This window comes from Vibrio sp. SNU_ST1 (assembly GCF_030563405.1).
In the GTDB taxonomy this organism is placed as follows: Bacteria; Pseudomonadota; Gammaproteobacteria; order Enterobacterales; family Vibrionaceae; genus Vibrio.
In genome coordinates, this window is the sequence record NZ_CP130748.1 from 2,439,091 (window position 1) to 2,452,583 (window position 13,493).

Annotated in this window: 14 protein-coding genes; 8 read left to right on the top strand and 6 right to left on the bottom strand. The window is 44.4% G+C overall.

Features of this window, described 5'->3' with window-relative positions; translation table 11 throughout:
• The first annotated feature begins 128 nt into the window (after window positions 1-128).
• Window positions 129-2,750, top strand: a complete 2,622-nt coding sequence (gene glnD, locus Q5H80_RS10620) for a bifunctional uridylyltransferase/uridylyl-removing protein GlnD (RefSeq protein ID WP_304564719.1) — start codon at window positions 129-131, stop codon at window positions 2,748-2,750.
• A 218-nt stretch (window positions 2,751-2,968) separates the two neighbouring features.
• A complete protein-coding gene (locus tag Q5H80_RS10625) occupies window positions 2,969-3,352 on the top strand; it encodes a DUF3461 family protein (protein WP_304564720.1) in 384 nt (127 codons plus the stop codon).
• 159 nt (window positions 3,353-3,511) lie between these two features.
• Here the strand turns inward: Q5H80_RS10625 and truC are convergent, their stop codons facing one another.
• Complete coding sequence (truC, locus tag Q5H80_RS10630; protein ID WP_304564721.1) at window positions 3,512-4,270, bottom strand: tRNA pseudouridine(65) synthase TruC; 759 nt, start codon at window positions 4,268-4,270, stop codon at window positions 3,512-3,514.
• Window positions 4,261-4,575 (bottom strand): YqcC family protein, encoded by a 315-nt coding sequence (locus tag Q5H80_RS10635; protein WP_304564722.1) that lies wholly within the window; start codon window positions 4,573-4,575, stop codon window positions 4,261-4,263. The genes truC and Q5H80_RS10635 overlap by 10 nt, the downstream gene beginning before the upstream one ends.
• An 87-nt stretch (window positions 4,576-4,662) precedes the next feature.
• Between Q5H80_RS10635 and Q5H80_RS10640 the strand changes: the two genes are divergently transcribed.
• Both Q5H80_RS10640 and Q5H80_RS10645 read left to right on the top strand, forming a co-directional pair.
• Window positions 4,663-5,703, top strand: a complete 1,041-nt coding sequence (locus tag Q5H80_RS10640; RefSeq protein ID WP_304564723.1) for a DUF3549 family protein — start codon at window positions 4,663-4,665, stop codon at window positions 5,701-5,703.
• Between the two features lie 87 nt (window positions 5,704-5,790).
• Complete coding sequence (locus Q5H80_RS10645) at window positions 5,791-6,099, top strand: DUF3301 domain-containing protein (RefSeq protein WP_304564724.1); 309 nt, start codon at window positions 5,791-5,793, stop codon at window positions 6,097-6,099.
• On the opposite strand, the gene Q5H80_RS10650 is transcribed toward Q5H80_RS10645, so the two are convergent.
• Window positions 6,065-6,583 carry a GNAT family N-acetyltransferase gene (locus Q5H80_RS10650; protein WP_304564725.1) on the bottom strand — a complete coding sequence of 173 codons (519 nt, stop codon included), beginning with the start codon at window positions 6,581-6,583 and terminating at the stop codon, window positions 6,065-6,067. The two genes, Q5H80_RS10645 and Q5H80_RS10650, sit on opposite strands and share 35 nt — an antisense overlap.
• Before the next feature lie 767 nt (window positions 6,584-7,350).
• Between Q5H80_RS10650 and Q5H80_RS10655 the strand changes: the two genes are divergently transcribed.
• Both Q5H80_RS10655 and Q5H80_RS10660 read left to right on the top strand, forming a co-directional pair.
• A complete protein-coding gene (locus Q5H80_RS10655) occupies window positions 7,351-7,635 on the top strand; it encodes a hypothetical protein (RefSeq protein ID WP_017093239.1) in 285 nt (94 codons plus the stop codon).
• 73 nt (window positions 7,636-7,708) lie between these two features.
• A complete protein-coding gene (locus Q5H80_RS10660; protein ID WP_304564726.1) occupies window positions 7,709-8,152 on the top strand; it encodes a YaiI/YqxD family protein in 444 nt (147 codons plus the stop codon).
• 259 nt (window positions 8,153-8,411) lie between these two features.
• On the opposite strand, the gene Q5H80_RS10665 is transcribed toward Q5H80_RS10660, so the two are convergent.
• From Q5H80_RS10665 to Q5H80_RS10675, 3 genes are all read right to left on the bottom strand, one after another.
• The gene (locus Q5H80_RS10665) at window positions 8,412-9,998 is read right to left on the bottom strand and encodes an AbgT family transporter (RefSeq protein ID WP_009847430.1); all 1,587 of its coding nucleotides are present in this window, start codon (window positions 9,996-9,998) and stop codon (window positions 8,412-8,414) included.
• A gap of 387 nt (window positions 9,999-10,385) precedes the next feature.
• Entirely contained in the window at window positions 10,386-10,511 is a 126-nt protein-coding gene (gene ykgO, locus Q5H80_RS10670; protein WP_009847431.1) for a type B 50S ribosomal protein L36, read from the bottom strand.
• Window positions 10,511-10,771, bottom strand: coding sequence for a type B 50S ribosomal protein L31 (locus Q5H80_RS10675; protein ID WP_004734366.1), 261 nt, complete (start codon window positions 10,769-10,771; stop codon window positions 10,511-10,513). Before Q5H80_RS10675 ends, ykgO begins: the two co-directional genes overlap by 1 nt.
• A 124-nt stretch (window positions 10,772-10,895) precedes the next feature.
• Here Q5H80_RS10675 and tsaA point away from each other — a divergent pair, with 124 nt between their 5' ends.
• Window positions 10,896-11,591 carry a tRNA (N6-threonylcarbamoyladenosine(37)-N6)-methyltransferase TrmO gene (gene tsaA / locus Q5H80_RS10680; RefSeq protein ID WP_304564727.1) on the top strand — a complete coding sequence of 232 codons (696 nt, stop codon included), beginning with the start codon at window positions 10,896-10,898 and terminating at the stop codon, window positions 11,589-11,591.
• Window positions 11,592-11,692: 101 nt separating this feature from the next.
• The gene (locus Q5H80_RS10685) at window positions 11,693-13,408 is read left to right on the top strand and encodes a proline--tRNA ligase (protein WP_304564728.1); all 1,716 of its coding nucleotides are present in this window, start codon (window positions 11,693-11,695) and stop codon (window positions 13,406-13,408) included.
• Window positions 13,409-13,493 lie beyond the last annotated feature (85 nt).

A 13,493-nucleotide genomic window follows, 5' to 3' on the forward strand; every position in this document is an offset into this window, starting at 1 on the left:
GAGCACCTCAGACTTTTGAAAATATCCTCGCATTGCCGAGGATATTTTTTTATCCACTCAATTTCGATTTTGCATCAGCTTCTGTTAAATTGTTTACTATTCTCACTTGCTTGCACGGATAGCAGACTATGCCTTATCAATGCCCTATTACGTTCAATGACGAACAACTTGAAATCTGCGAATTAAAAAATCAGCTCGAAATCTTCACGCAGTATCAAAAGAGTGAATTTCTAAATCATCATCCAGTTACCGATTTGGTTCTGCTGCGCTCCGAATACATGGATTTGCTTCTCAATCGTTTATGGAATCATTTTGGATTTAGCAAACTGCCGCATATCGCACTGGTCGCTGTCGGCGGCTATGGCCGTGGTGAACTACACCCTTTATCCGATATTGATATTCTCATCGTCTCGCAAAAAACACTGCCACCAGCACTAGGTGAGAAAGTCAGTCAATTCATAACCCTACTGTGGGATTTGAAGTTAGAAGTCGGCCACGCAGTCCGTACCATTGCCGAGTGTCTTGAGATCGGCATCGATGATTTAACCGTTGCGACCAATTTGCAAGAGTCACGTTTACTATGCGGAAGCGAAGACACCTTTCAAGAGTTAAAGCTAAAGATTCATTCCGATTCATTTTGGCCAAGTGAGACCTTCTACAAGGCGAAGATTCAAGAACAGAGAGAGCGTCACGCTCGTTATCACGACACGACTTACAATCTAGAACCGGATATCAAATCAACTCCGGGCGGGCTCAGAGACATCCACACCCTAAGTTGGGTAGCACGTCGCCACTTCGGTGCGACTTCTTTGTTAGAAATGAGCAAGTATGGCTTTCTTACCGACGCGGAATATCGTGAACTAGTGGAGTGCCAAGACTTCTTATGGCGAGTTCGCTTTGCACTGCACATAGAGCTGCGCCGTTATGACAACCGACTTACCTTTGCGCACCAAGCTCAAGTAGCCGAACACCTTGGTTACACTGGTGAGGGCAATCGCGGCGTAGAAATGATGATGAAGGAGTTCTACCGAACACTTCGTCGTGTAGCTGAGCTCAACAAGATGCTGCTTAAGCTGTTTGACCAAGCAATCATTAACGGTGGTCAAACACAAGAAGCCGAGATTCTCGACAATGACTTCCAACGTCGTGGTTCATTGATCGAAGCGCGTAAGCCAGCCCTATTCCAAGCGCGACCAGAAACGATTCTCGATATGTTTATCCATATCGCTAATGATTCGTCTATCGAAGGGGTGAGTCCGCCAACCTTACGACAACTGCGTACGGCACGTCGCCGATTGAACCGCTTTCTGCATACCATTCCTGAAGCACGTGACAAGTTCATGGATTTGGTTCGCCACCCCAACGCACTGCACAAAGCCTTTAGCTTGATGCATAAATTGGGCGTGCTCTCGGCCTATTTGCCACAGTGGAGTCAAATTGTCGGCCAAATGCAGTTTGATCTGTTCCACGTTTACACCGTTGATGAACACAGTATCCGTCTGCTCAAGCACATCAATCGCTTTAGTCAGATCGAAAACCACGATAAGCACCCTATCTGTTGTGAAGTCTATCCACGCGTACAGAAGAAAGAACTCCTGATCCTGGCGGCTATCTTCCACGATATCGGCAAAGGCCGTGGTGGAGACCATTCCGAGATCGGCGCTATTGAAGCTTACTCTTTCTGTATTGAACACGGGCTATCGAAGCCTGAAGCTAAACAAGTCGCGTGGTTGGTACAAAATCACCTATTGATGTCAGTGACCGCTCAGCGCCGTGATATCTACGATCCGGATGTGATTACCGAATTCGCCAAAAAAGTTCGCGATGAAGAGTCACTAGAGCTGCTGGTTTGCTTAACTGTCGCTGATATCTGTGCAACCAACCCGGAACTATGGAACAGCTGGAAACGTACCCTACTCGCAGAGTTATTCCATTCTACGCAGCGAGCACTGCGCCGAGGCTTGGAAAACCCAGTCGATGTTCGAGACCGTATTCGTCACAATCAACAAATGGCATCAGCACTGCTGCGTAAAGAAGGTTTCACGGCTCGTGAAATTGAGGTGTTGTGGCAGCGTTTCAAAGCTGACTATTTCTTGCGTCATACACACTCTCAAATCGCATGGCACTGTGAACACTTACTTCGCTTAGAAGATCCGAGTCAACCTTTAGTGCTTATCAGCCAAAAAGCGACACGTGGCGGCACAGAGGTATTCGTTTACTGTAAAGACCAAGCGGCACTTTTTGCGACCGTGGTTGCCGAGCTCGATAGACGCAACTTTAACGTTCATGACGCACAAGTCATGGTCAGTAAAGATGGCCACGTTTTGGATACCTTTATCGTACTGGATCAGCACGGTGAAGCGATTGATGAAGCAAGACACAAAGCCGTTGCGAAACATCTAACTCATGTTCTGGCGGATGGCCGTCCAACTAAGATTAAGACACGTCGCACGCCTCGAAACTTACAGCATTTCAAGGTAAAAACTCGGGTTGAGTTCCTACCAACTAAGAGCAAGAAGCGCACCTTGATGGAGTTGAGAGCTCTTGATACTCCAGGGTTGTTGGCTCAAGTCGGTGCAACCTTTGCTGAGTTAGACATCAATTTGCACGGCGCTAAAATTACCACCATCGGCGAACGTGCAGAAGATTTGTTTATTCTGACCAGTGACGCGGGAGGAAGGTTGTCTGAAGAACAAGAACAAGCCTTAAGAGAAAGATTAACTGAGCACGTTTCGGAACTCGCGCCTTAGAAAGCTAATTTAGAGCTAGAAGTAAGTTGTGACTAGGAAACAAGTTTAGCTCTAGGAGCTGCTTTAATAGCCAAATAAGTGTGGGTAAAGGTAGAGAGCGATCTTGCCCACAACTTACAATCAATTCACAGATATCAACTATCTAGCTCGTCGTTAGGCTGCTACATTGATCAAGTCAATTACATAAAAGTATTACATTCATAACCTAGAGGTCGCTTATGTATCCAAACCTCACTGGCTTAGGTATCCACGAACCTAAACAGATTGAACGTTACTCCCTTCGCCAAGAAGCGCACAAAGATATCCTGAAGATTTACTTTCGTAAGCAGAAAGGTGAACTGTTCGCGAAAAGCGTTAAGTTTAAGTACCCACGACAAGTAAAAAGTGTGCTTGTTAGCGGCGGCAATAATCAATACAAAGAAGTGACAGAGATTAACCGCAACCTCACTCTTGTGATTGATGAACTCAACAAGATCACCAAACCGGCACCAACGTCTGAGGTGGATGTGAAGCAGAAGATCCTTACTGACTTACGCCATCTAGAAAAAGTGGTATCAAGCAAGATCGCAGAGATCGAGGCTGATCTAGAAAAGCTAAAATGATCCCGCGATAAACTGTCAGCGATTAACTATTAACTAACCAACATTAGTTATGCCGTGAAGGTCGCACAGACATCAAAAAGGGCTGATATCACTATCAGCCCTTTTTTTATTCTATTTTCTCTATTCACTTAGACTCGCGATTGCTTAAACACGCGTGACTTACTTCGACAAGCTAGTTTGAGCATCGATTAAGTGAGTATCCCACTCAAAGGTTTCAAACAACCTTAACCAAGTTTCATCTAGGCTGGCCTTCATCACTAACTCTTTTTTAGTGAAAGGATGAATGAAACGCAATTCAGAAGCATGCAGCAACAGACGGTGTGAGTCTAAATCATCACGAAACAGTCGGTTATGCTTACCATCACCATGCGAAGTATCGCCAACGATTGGGTGTCTTAGGTGAGCCATGTGACGACGCAGCTGATGTTTACGCCCTGTCTTTGGCATCATCTCAACTAAACAGTAACGACTGGTAGGAAAACGACCTGTTGAATACGGCACTTCGACTTTCGCTAACGGCTCGTAAACGGTGACGGCCTCTTGTGGTTCTTTATCTTCTTTCGCGAACTTATCGGCGATCTTATCCAACTCGACCTTGAGTGCGTAATCGAGCGTATCGCCCTCTTCTATCCAACCACGCACAATCGCATGATAGGTTTTTTGCATCTCATTGTTGGCGAACATCGGCATCACCTCAGAGGCAACCTCACTCGACAGTGCAAACACCAATACGCCAGACGTTGGACGGTCTAAACGATGCAGAGGAAAGACATGCTGACCAATTTGGTCGCGCAGAGTCTGCATAACAAATTGAGTCTCGTGTTTATCCAACCATGAGCGATGCACTAGCATACCCGCAGGCTTATTCACCGCGACAAAATACTCATCTTGATAAATGATCTCTAACATTACACGCATACCTCATCAATGCTCTGAATCGTCACTAGCAATTCCGCTTTCTCTGCCTCATTTTTCCACACTTCGCCAAAATAAGGATGAATAGCAAAGCCTTTAGGTAGGCTCATTTGGGCATCCATCATTGCATTGATCTTAACGATGAAGATCCACTGCAACCACTCTTCAGGTTGTAGCGAATCAATCGCGAAAGGTTCAACGCTCGCCAGAGCTTCATCCGAAGGCGGAAGAGCACTCCATAGAGAACATTGGCGCATTTGTTGTTCTAATTGTTGAAGTAAAAGAGGTAACTTTGTGGCTGCTGTCATTTTTCACCAAGTTATTTATCTAGTGACCTTGAAATTGGGGCATAGAGTACCATCTATTTAGGAAAGAAAGTTAGGAGCTTTATTACTATGGAAACGATTCACACGCTCACTCAGTTGCTAAAGAATAGCGGTTGCCAATACGATATCTACGACCTCGGTCGTCGCATTCAGAAGATCGACAACACCCTATTCTCTGATGTTGAGCAGGGGAAACAGCCATACCCGTTTCCACTTCAAAAACAAGCTCACTTAGCGATTAGCTACTGGAACGAACACAAGCAGCCTTGGATCTGGTTCCTAAAATTCAAACTCGATGAAAGAGGCCTACTGCATCAAGGAGATGTGGGGAATTTTCTTAAGTTTGTTATCGAAGCAATGGGCACGCGTTTGAACGGTGATATCAGCGAAGAGCAACAACAAAAGCTGTCAAACAACCCTTATACCTTCAAACCTTCTGAAGACAAAATGGCCGTATTCCATAGCCAAGTAAGAGCAGGTTTAGACCTTGCGACGAGCCAATATTACGAGCACGCTCAGCATTACTTCACGGGTGAGCTTGGTTGGGATAACTGGAAAACGGTTGGACTACAAGGCATCACAGACATGTGTGCTCGCCTAGGCAGCCAACAAAACGGTGTTGCGATTCGTAAAGCCATCAATAAGCTGCCATCAGAACCGCTATACGCGACGTTAGGTGCGCTTGAGCATACACAAATCAATGACAAACTCGCGCAACGCTTACAAGAACTTGCAGAGAATGAAATCGCAAGCAAAGAGCCTGATTTGTTCTTACTTTCAGCTTTGGTTCGTGCCCTTTCCGGTGCAGAACAAGGGATCGCGAATAACATCATTAACCAAGTTCTCGCTAGTCCACGCTTAAGCCACCAAGAGGTGTTAATTGGTTTGGCTGGTCGCAGTTGGCACGCACTACAAGATCCAGCGATAGCTGAGCAATTCTTGTTGCGCCTCGCACAAACGGGGAACCAAAACTTGTTCAATCAGTTATTTGCAGATTTAGTAATGATTCCAACTCTGAGAATGGTATTTTTACCGCTACTGAACTCAAACCCATCACCAGAACTTGCAAACGCACTGGTCGAACTGCAACAAGCGGCCAAAGCTAAATAAGCTCACAAAGAGATACACTCTGTAGCTCATCAAAATGCGCAGCTATCACAATTGGAATGAAGAGATAAAAAAGGAAGTATGGATTAAATGATAGATAACTTATTGGCTATTTTGTTTCTGTGCTTCTTTTGCTTTCTGTTTTGGCAGCAGCGCAGGCAATCCGAGCTTGCGAAGGCTGCCATTGCGAGAAAGTGTAAAGAGCTAGACCTACAATTATTAAGTGTCGCTTTCAGTGGTCATAAGCTTAAGATGCGCCATGAGTTAACCACTATTTGGCGCTGGCATACTGTGTACCAATTTGAATTTTCAGCGTTAGGTGATGACCTATACCAAGGTAAACTGACCATGGTTGGCTTCCGCTCTATGCAGTTTGAGCTACAGCCTCATAGAATGTAACGTCGCAGTGCGCGTTATAGCTATATTCATGATAAGGGCCAAACGAATCTTGTTTGGTTTCCTTAAATTCAAATCCTAGTTTTTCTAATAACTTAATCGATGGGTTGTGGCCGATATTCACAGTCGCAACAACATTCGTTAGGCGCTCTTCAAAACACACCAAACTTAAAAATGGTTTTAGCACCTCACTAGCAAAGCCGTGATTCCAATACTCTTTATCCAAAATAAAGCCAAGCTCATGCCTACCCTCTTCTGATGAAATAAAGACATGTCCAAGATATTCACGGGTTTGGTTGTGGATGATAGCGCGGCAGAAGCCGACGTTGTCTTGCAGTATCTCTTGAAATAAGAGCTTCGCAGAGGCAATAGAGTGCGGCCCATTCATTTCAGAACGATTAACGGGGCAGCAATTCAACTTGATAAAGTCGTGTTGTAGCTGTTCGGTATAAGGTACCAACAGCGTTCTTGAGGTTGCTATCGTCATAAAACACTCCTTGTGTTGACCATTAGCAGAAAAGCGGATGTCGCGATCTTACATAAAAGCTCCTGAATTAAAGAGCCCCCTAGATAGAAGATAAGCCTCAGATAAAGAAAAGCCCCGACACCGAAGTGTCAGGGCTAGGGTCTTACTCGCAGCAGTCCGGCTACTAATTAATGCTCCATGCATCATCCATAATAGTGGCTGTAATCCTTCAGCTCTTTCCTTTACTTCGCCGTCCTAGCGGTGTCCAATCATCCTGAAAGCTAACAATCCTAGTTAGCGCACATCACTTGTTCCGTGAGCGGTGTCCTTTACATCGTCCTGATGCTAATCCAACCCTTTAATCCTAAAGGTGTCCATTGTCATTCCGTTGCAGCTAACTTCCTGTTAACTGACTGTATCCCTACAATGTCCTTACGCTCCATGCTTGACTACTCAATCCTAAGTAACCAAATCTTCATCCTGAAGATAACCAAATCCTTGGTGCTTTCCTGTTCCGTGTCAGAATCCTTCCGACAAGGTTTAATTTACGCGATTTACGATTTGGGACAATAGATTTGCATCACACTTTGAATTCATAAAAGTTGTTAATTATATAAAACAACAAAAAATCAACCACTTAATCATATGCACCTCAATCTCTCTAGCGATGTATTCGTGTTATCTCACAGCCTTTGTAAGAGATCTCTCACAAGCCATGGGATGTTTTATGATTCGCTATCATCCACCGGAGCGAGTAAAATGACCAAAGACTAAAAATGGAGGTCAACATGCTGACAAAAGATGTGTCTGAAGAGTTGAAATCAGTGCTTGAAGGACTGCAAGCACAAGGTAAAGAGCCGACCGTTGCGTTAGTGAAAGCTCGTATGAGTACATCGGTTCCGATGCCCGCTTTAATCACAACTATCAAGAGCTGGAAAAGCGCGAATCGCGTTCCTAAAGTTGAAGTCGCGACACAAGAAGAGCCAGCACTCGATCGTGTTAGCCAACTGGAAAAGCAAATCCTAGAACTTACTGCTCGTGTTGCCACGCTTGAAGCCAAATTAACTGAGTAATAAGTTAACTGAACAATAAGTTAACCGAGCAGTACGTTGACAGATAAATAAGCTAACAGAGAAATAGAACACTATGAAAATATGGGTTGATGCGGACGCTTGTCCTAAGGTTATCCGAGAAACAATCGTACGCGCAACTGAGCGCACTGGGGTTGAATGTACCTTTGTGGCAAACCATTTGGTTCCCGTTCCTAAACGCAATAACATCCACTCAATTCAAGTGCCGAGCGGATTTGATATTGCAGATGATGAAATCGTAAAACGCACTGAACCCGGTGATCTCGTGATTACATCCGATATCCCTCTCGCCGATGAAGTGATCACCAAAGGTGGTCAAGCACTCAGCTCTCGTGGCGAGCTCTACACCAAAGAAACCATCAAAGCGCGCCTCAACATTCGTGACTTTATGGATACCATGCGTTCAAGCGGCATCCAAACGGGTGGACCAAGCGCCCTTTCTCAAACCGACCGTCGTGAGTTCGCAAACCACCTCGATCGCCTGCTAGCAAAGCGTTAATCATTAAGAAATATTGATATTCGTTCATAGCCATAACTGTGAACCTGTAGATATATTTGTCGACATACTCCGTTCTTGTTACTTGTTACTTTAACGGGGTATTGATTATCCATCTTGTCACCATCTCTTCTTTTAAAATCATCCCCTTTTCTACACTCTTTCAGATCACTCTCCGTGATTGGTACACCATACTTTCGATCAAAAAAAACCTGCACGAGGCAGGCTTTAAAATCGAACAATATGACTTGTACTAACGTTACTACGGCGTGTAGAACGTTGCTGCACCTGGGCCTACTGGAAGACCAAATACGAACACCCATAGGTAGAACAAGATGCTCCAACCGAACATAAAGCAGATTGAGTATGGCAACATTGTCGCGATCAGTGTACCGATACCAAGGTTCTTCATGTAGCGAGTTGCTACGGCAAGGATAAGACCGAAGTAGCTCATCATTGGTGTAATGATGTTCGTCGTTGAGTCACCGATACGGTAAGCTGCTTGAATCGTTTCTGGTGCGTAACCAACAAGCATTAGCATAGGTACAAAGATAGGTGCTGTTACTGCCCACTGAGCAGAAGCCGAACCGATCATTAGGTTAATGAAGCCGCACATTAGGATAAACGCGAAGAACAACATTGGGCCAGTAAGACCGATATCTTGTAAGAAGCTAGCGCCACCAACAGCGATTACTTGACCAAAGTTAGTCCACTTAAAGAAAGCAACAAACTGTGCAGCAAAGAATACAAGAACAATGTACATGCCCATTGAAGACATAGACGTTGCCATCGCATTGATCACGTCACGATCGTTCTTCATTGAACCAGTAACTTTACCGTAAACAAAACCAGGAATAGCGAAGAATACAAAGATAAACGCAACAATACTCTTCAGGAATGGAGAACCCGAAACCGTACCAGACGCTGAACGTAGAACACCGTCAGCTGGAACGATAGTCCACGCGAGAAGTGCAGAAACAGCCAATACAGCAATACCTGCTAGTTTTAGACCTTTCTTCTCAACATCCGTCAGTCTGCCCATCGAATCATTTGATAAATCTTCAGAAGCTTCTTCGTCGTTGTATTTGCCTAACTTAGGTTCAACAATCTTCTCAGTTACAAATGCACCAGTAATCGCGATGAAGAAAGTAGAAACAAACATGAAGTACCAGTTTGACTCAGGACCAACCGTGTAAGACGGGTCTATCATCTGTGCCGCTGTCTCTGTAATACCAGAAAGCAGTGGATCAACCGTACCGATAAGTAAGTTTGCAGAATAACCACCTGACACACCAGCGAATGCCGCAGCAAGACCAGCAAGAGGGTGACGACCTAAAGAATGGAAAAGCATTGCTGCTAGTGGAATAAGTACCACATAGCCAAGCTCTGATGCTGTATTAGAGATAATACCTGCAAACACAACCGTTACTGTAACCATGCGCTTAGAAGCACCCATTACCATGCCACGCATTGCAGCAGATAGTAGACCTGAGTGTTCAGCAATCGCTACACCAAGCATAGCAACAAGTACAGTACCTAGTGGAGCAAAACCAACAAAGTTCTTAACTAAGTTAGTCACAATAAGTTGTAAACCTTCTGCGTTAAGCAGACTTACAACGTGGATCATGCCGTCAGCAGCACGACCTTTAGCACCTTCTGGTCGAGGGTCCATAACAGACACTTCGAAGTAACCAGCAATACCTGAAGTAACGAGGATTGCTAAGCAGAAGATTGCGAAAAGAGTGATTGGGTGGGGTAATAGGTTCCCCAAATATTCAACGCCATCTAAAAAGCGAGTAAAAATAGGTTTTTTAGGCGAATTGTTTTTTATTGAAGCTGATGAACTCATCAGTTCCCTCCTTGTAGTGATTCCTGTGCAATTGTGACAAAGATGTTTAAATTGCCCGCGCAGATTACTCGACAAAAGGGTTAATTAGAAATCGTAAATGTTACAAAGTGTGTAACAAATCATTCTTATTAACTTAATAAAAACAAAAAATTAGCAAATAACTCCAATTAAAACACAAAAGTTAGATTTATAATTGGTATGGATACATTCATTCGATTTATACCTGCACTTGTAAGTTATTGATAAAGTGACAAATAAGAAACATCGTACGCTAAATGAACACATACTCTCCTGCAAAGTTCCTCTCGAAGGAAAAGAAAAACAGACAAATGAATGAAGTTTGACTTTCCCTTCGTTTTTACACTCATGTCACATCAAATTGACTGACTATTTTTGAACCGCTTTGAATCTCGGGTTGGATTTACAGATGACATAGAGACGGCCTCTACGCTTTACTATTTGGCAATCTGGGTGACGGCTTTTCGCACTTTTAAGTGATTTAACAACTTTCATTATTTAGCTCCCTTACCTAATTGACCAAAACGACGAGTAAAGTTAGCAACACGTCCCTCTTTATGTAGCACTCTCTGTTTACCTGTATAGAAAGGATGCGATTTTGCAGACACTTCAATCGTGAAATAGGGGTAAGTATTACCATCTTCCCATTCGATAGTACGCTCTGTTTTCAACGTTGAGCCAATCAAGAAGTACTCATCAACACTAGTGTCGTGGAACACCACTGTGCGGTAATCCGGGTGGATATTCGGTTTCATTGTATTTCCCTAAATAATCAAATTGATATGTTATAACGTCCCAAATGATAATTATTATCAAAAGAAAAACAAGCGATTTTATGATATTTTTCCACCATAGATCGTAATTAGAGAACGTCCACTCATGTACTCCATTGAACCTATTGGCTTTATTGAGTCTCCTTATAAAGAGAAGTTCGCTGTGCCAAGGCAGCCTAGGTTAGTACCCACTTCTGCCTCAAGAGTCAGGCTAGTTGAAGCAGCGAACTGCCTTGAGTCTGTTCGTGACATTGAACAATTTAGCCATGTGTGGTTATTGTTTTTATTCGATAAGAACCTTGAAGCAGGATGGAAACCAACCGTTAGGCCACCTCGACTTGGCGGCAATGAACGCATCGGTGTCTTCGCGTCTCGTGCTACATTCAGACCGAATGGAATTGGTATGTCTGCAGTTGAACTCAAAGGTGTATCTCAAGAAAAGGGACAAACTTGGTTGGACTTGGGCAGTGTTGATCTCGTTGACGGCACACCGATCATCGACATCAAACCTTATATCCCCTACTCAGATTCAATTCCCGATGCACTAGGAGGGTTTGCCGCCGATGAACCTGAAGTGTTAGATGTGAACTTCTCACAACAAGCCCAAAATAAGCTGTCTGGTCACCCGCAGGCACACCATATCATTCAGGTAATCAAAGAAGTACTAGGCCAAGATCCTCGCCCAGCCTATAAGAAAGGTAAACCTGACAACAAGGAATATGCGGTAAATTTGTTCGATCTTAACGTGAAATTCGTTGTTGAAACGCTTTTCATCAATGTAACTGACATTGAACGCTTTTGAGATCCCAAATAGGCTGATATTATATGCGGCTATATCAGATTTGCTGTCGTCATTAACCATAGCAAATTTTCTTTTATCAATGATGAAACGGATACCATAGAATGCGTACCAGTAACTACCTTCTTTCTACTCTGAAAGAGACTCCAAACGACGCAGAAGTTATCAGCCACCAGCTGATGCTACGTGCAGGTATGATCCGTAAGCTAGCTTCAGGTTTATATACTTGGCTACCTACTGGTCTACGTGTACTGCGTAAAGTCGAAAATATCGTTCGCCAAGAGATCGATAATGCAGGTGCCGTTGAAATCTTGATGCCCGTAGTTCAACCGTTTGAGCTTTGGGAAGAGACTGGCCGTTCTGAAAAGATGGGTCCTGAGCTACTTCGTTTCACAGACCGTCACTCTCGTCCATTCGTTCTTAGCCCAACAGCTGAAGAAGTAGTGACAAGCCTAGTACGCAACGAGATCAGCTCTTACAAACAGCTTCCTCTAAACCTGTACCAAATCCAGACTAAATTCCGTGATGAACGCCGCCCTCGTTTTGGCGTAATGCGTGCACGTGAATTCTCTATGATGGATGCGTACAGCTTTGATATCGACAAAGAAGGCTTAGAAAAGTCTTACCAAGCGATGCACGATGCTTACTGTAAGGCATTCGACCGCATGGGGCTTGAGTACCGTCCAGTATTGGCAGACTCTGGCGCAATCGGCGGCAGTGGCTCTCAAGAGTTCCACGTGCTTGCTGAAAGCGGCGAAGACCTAATCGCATTCTCTTCTGAATCAGATTACGCAGCGAACATCGAGAAAGCAGAAGCACTAGCTCCAGCTACTGAAGCGGCAGCGCCTACTCAAGAGATGGAACTGGTTGATACGCCAAACGCAAAAACAATCGCAGAACTTGTAGAGCAACACGGTCTAGCAATCGAGAAGACAGTTAAGACTCTATTCGTTAAAGCTTCTGATGAAGTAGACGCAGACATCATCGCACTTATTATCCGTGGTGATCACGAGCTTAACGAAGTGAAAGCAGAAAACCTTCCACAAGTCGCTTCTCCACTAGAGATGGCTTCTGAAGAAGAAATCCGTGCACTTGTTGGTGCAGGTCCTGGTTCACTTGGCCCTGTTGGCCTAGAACTACCTTTCATCGTTGACCGCTCTGTTGCTGTAATGAGTGACTTCGGCGCTGGCGCAAACGTAGACGGTAAGCACTACTTCGGTATTAACTGGGGTCGTGACGTTGAGCTTGCTCAAGTTGAAGACCTACGTAACGTTGTTGAAGGCGACCTAAGCCCATGTGGTCAAGGTACTATCCAGCTTAAGCGCGGTATCGAAGTTGGTCACATCTTCCAGCTAGGTAATACTTACTCTAAAGCAATGAACTGTAACGTGCTTGGCCCTGATGGTAAGAGCGTGATCCTAGAAATGGGTTGTTACGGTATCGGTGTTTCACGTGTTGTTGCATCAGCTATCGAACAAAACCACGATAAGTTCGGTATCACTTGGCCAGACGCACTAGCACCATTCCAAGTTGCTATCGTACCAATGAACATGCACAAATCTGAGCGCGTTAAAGAAGCAGCTGAGAAGCTATACGCTGAATTAACGGCTATGGGAATCGAAGTACTATTCGATGACCGTAAAGAGCGCCCAGGTGTTATGTTTAAAGATATCGAGCTAGTGGGTATCCCTCACACTATCGTTATCGGTGATCGCAGCATGGACGAAGGTAACTTCGAATACAAAAACCGTCGTACTGGTGATAAAGAAGCAATCGCTATGGACACGGTTATCGAGCACCTTACAGCTCAACTAGCTTAGTAATCCGATTACTCGCTAGATAAACATTGAAAGGCTACCATTAGGTGGCCTTTTTTTGTGCCTGTCGTTTCTCTTCAAACTCCCT

What these genes read in the sequence shown, in the direction of transcription:
- Q5H80_RS10655 (WP_017093239.1), top strand. Translation starts at nt 7,351, where the DNA reads ATGCTGACAAAAGATGTGTCTGAAGAGTTGAAATCAGTGCTTGAAGGA.
- Q5H80_RS10635 (WP_304564722.1), bottom strand. Translation starts at nt 4,575, where the DNA reads ATGACAGCAGCCACAAAGTTACCTCTTTTACTTCAACAATTAGAACAA.
- Q5H80_RS10660 (WP_304564726.1), top strand. Translation starts at nt 7,709, where the DNA reads ATGAAAATATGGGTTGATGCGGACGCTTGTCCTAAGGTTATCCGAGAA.
- Q5H80_RS10645 (WP_304564724.1), top strand. Translation starts at nt 5,791, where the DNA reads ATGATAGATAACTTATTGGCTATTTTGTTTCTGTGCTTCTTTTGCTTT.
- Q5H80_RS10640 (WP_304564723.1), top strand. Translation starts at nt 4,663, where the DNA reads ATGGAAACGATTCACACGCTCACTCAGTTGCTAAAGAATAGCGGTTGC.
- Q5H80_RS10625 (WP_304564720.1), top strand. Translation starts at nt 2,969, where the DNA reads ATGTATCCAAACCTCACTGGCTTAGGTATCCACGAACCTAAACAGATT.
- Q5H80_RS10685 (WP_304564728.1), top strand. Translation starts at nt 11,693, where the DNA reads ATGCGTACCAGTAACTACCTTCTTTCTACTCTGAAAGAGACTCCAAAC.
- Q5H80_RS10650 (WP_304564725.1), bottom strand. Translation starts at nt 6,583, where the DNA reads ATGACGATAGCAACCTCAAGAACGCTGTTGGTACCTTATACCGAACAG.
- tsaA (WP_304564727.1), top strand. Translation starts at nt 10,896, where the DNA reads ATGTACTCCATTGAACCTATTGGCTTTATTGAGTCTCCTTATAAAGAG.
- truC (WP_304564721.1), bottom strand. Translation starts at nt 4,270, where the DNA reads ATGCGTGTAATGTTAGAGATCATTTATCAAGATGAGTATTTTGTCGCG.
- glnD (WP_304564719.1), top strand. Translation starts at nt 129, where the DNA reads ATGCCTTATCAATGCCCTATTACGTTCAATGACGAACAACTTGAAATC.
- Q5H80_RS10675 (WP_004734366.1), bottom strand. Translation starts at nt 10,771, where the DNA reads ATGAAACCGAATATCCACCCGGATTACCGCACAGTGGTGTTCCACGAC.
- ykgO (WP_009847431.1), bottom strand. Translation starts at nt 10,511, where the DNA reads ATGAAAGTTGTTAAATCACTTAAAAGTGCGAAAAGCCGTCACCCAGAT.
- Q5H80_RS10665 (WP_009847430.1), bottom strand. Translation starts at nt 9,998, where the DNA reads ATGAGTTCATCAGCTTCAATAAAAAACAATTCGCCTAAAAAACCTATT.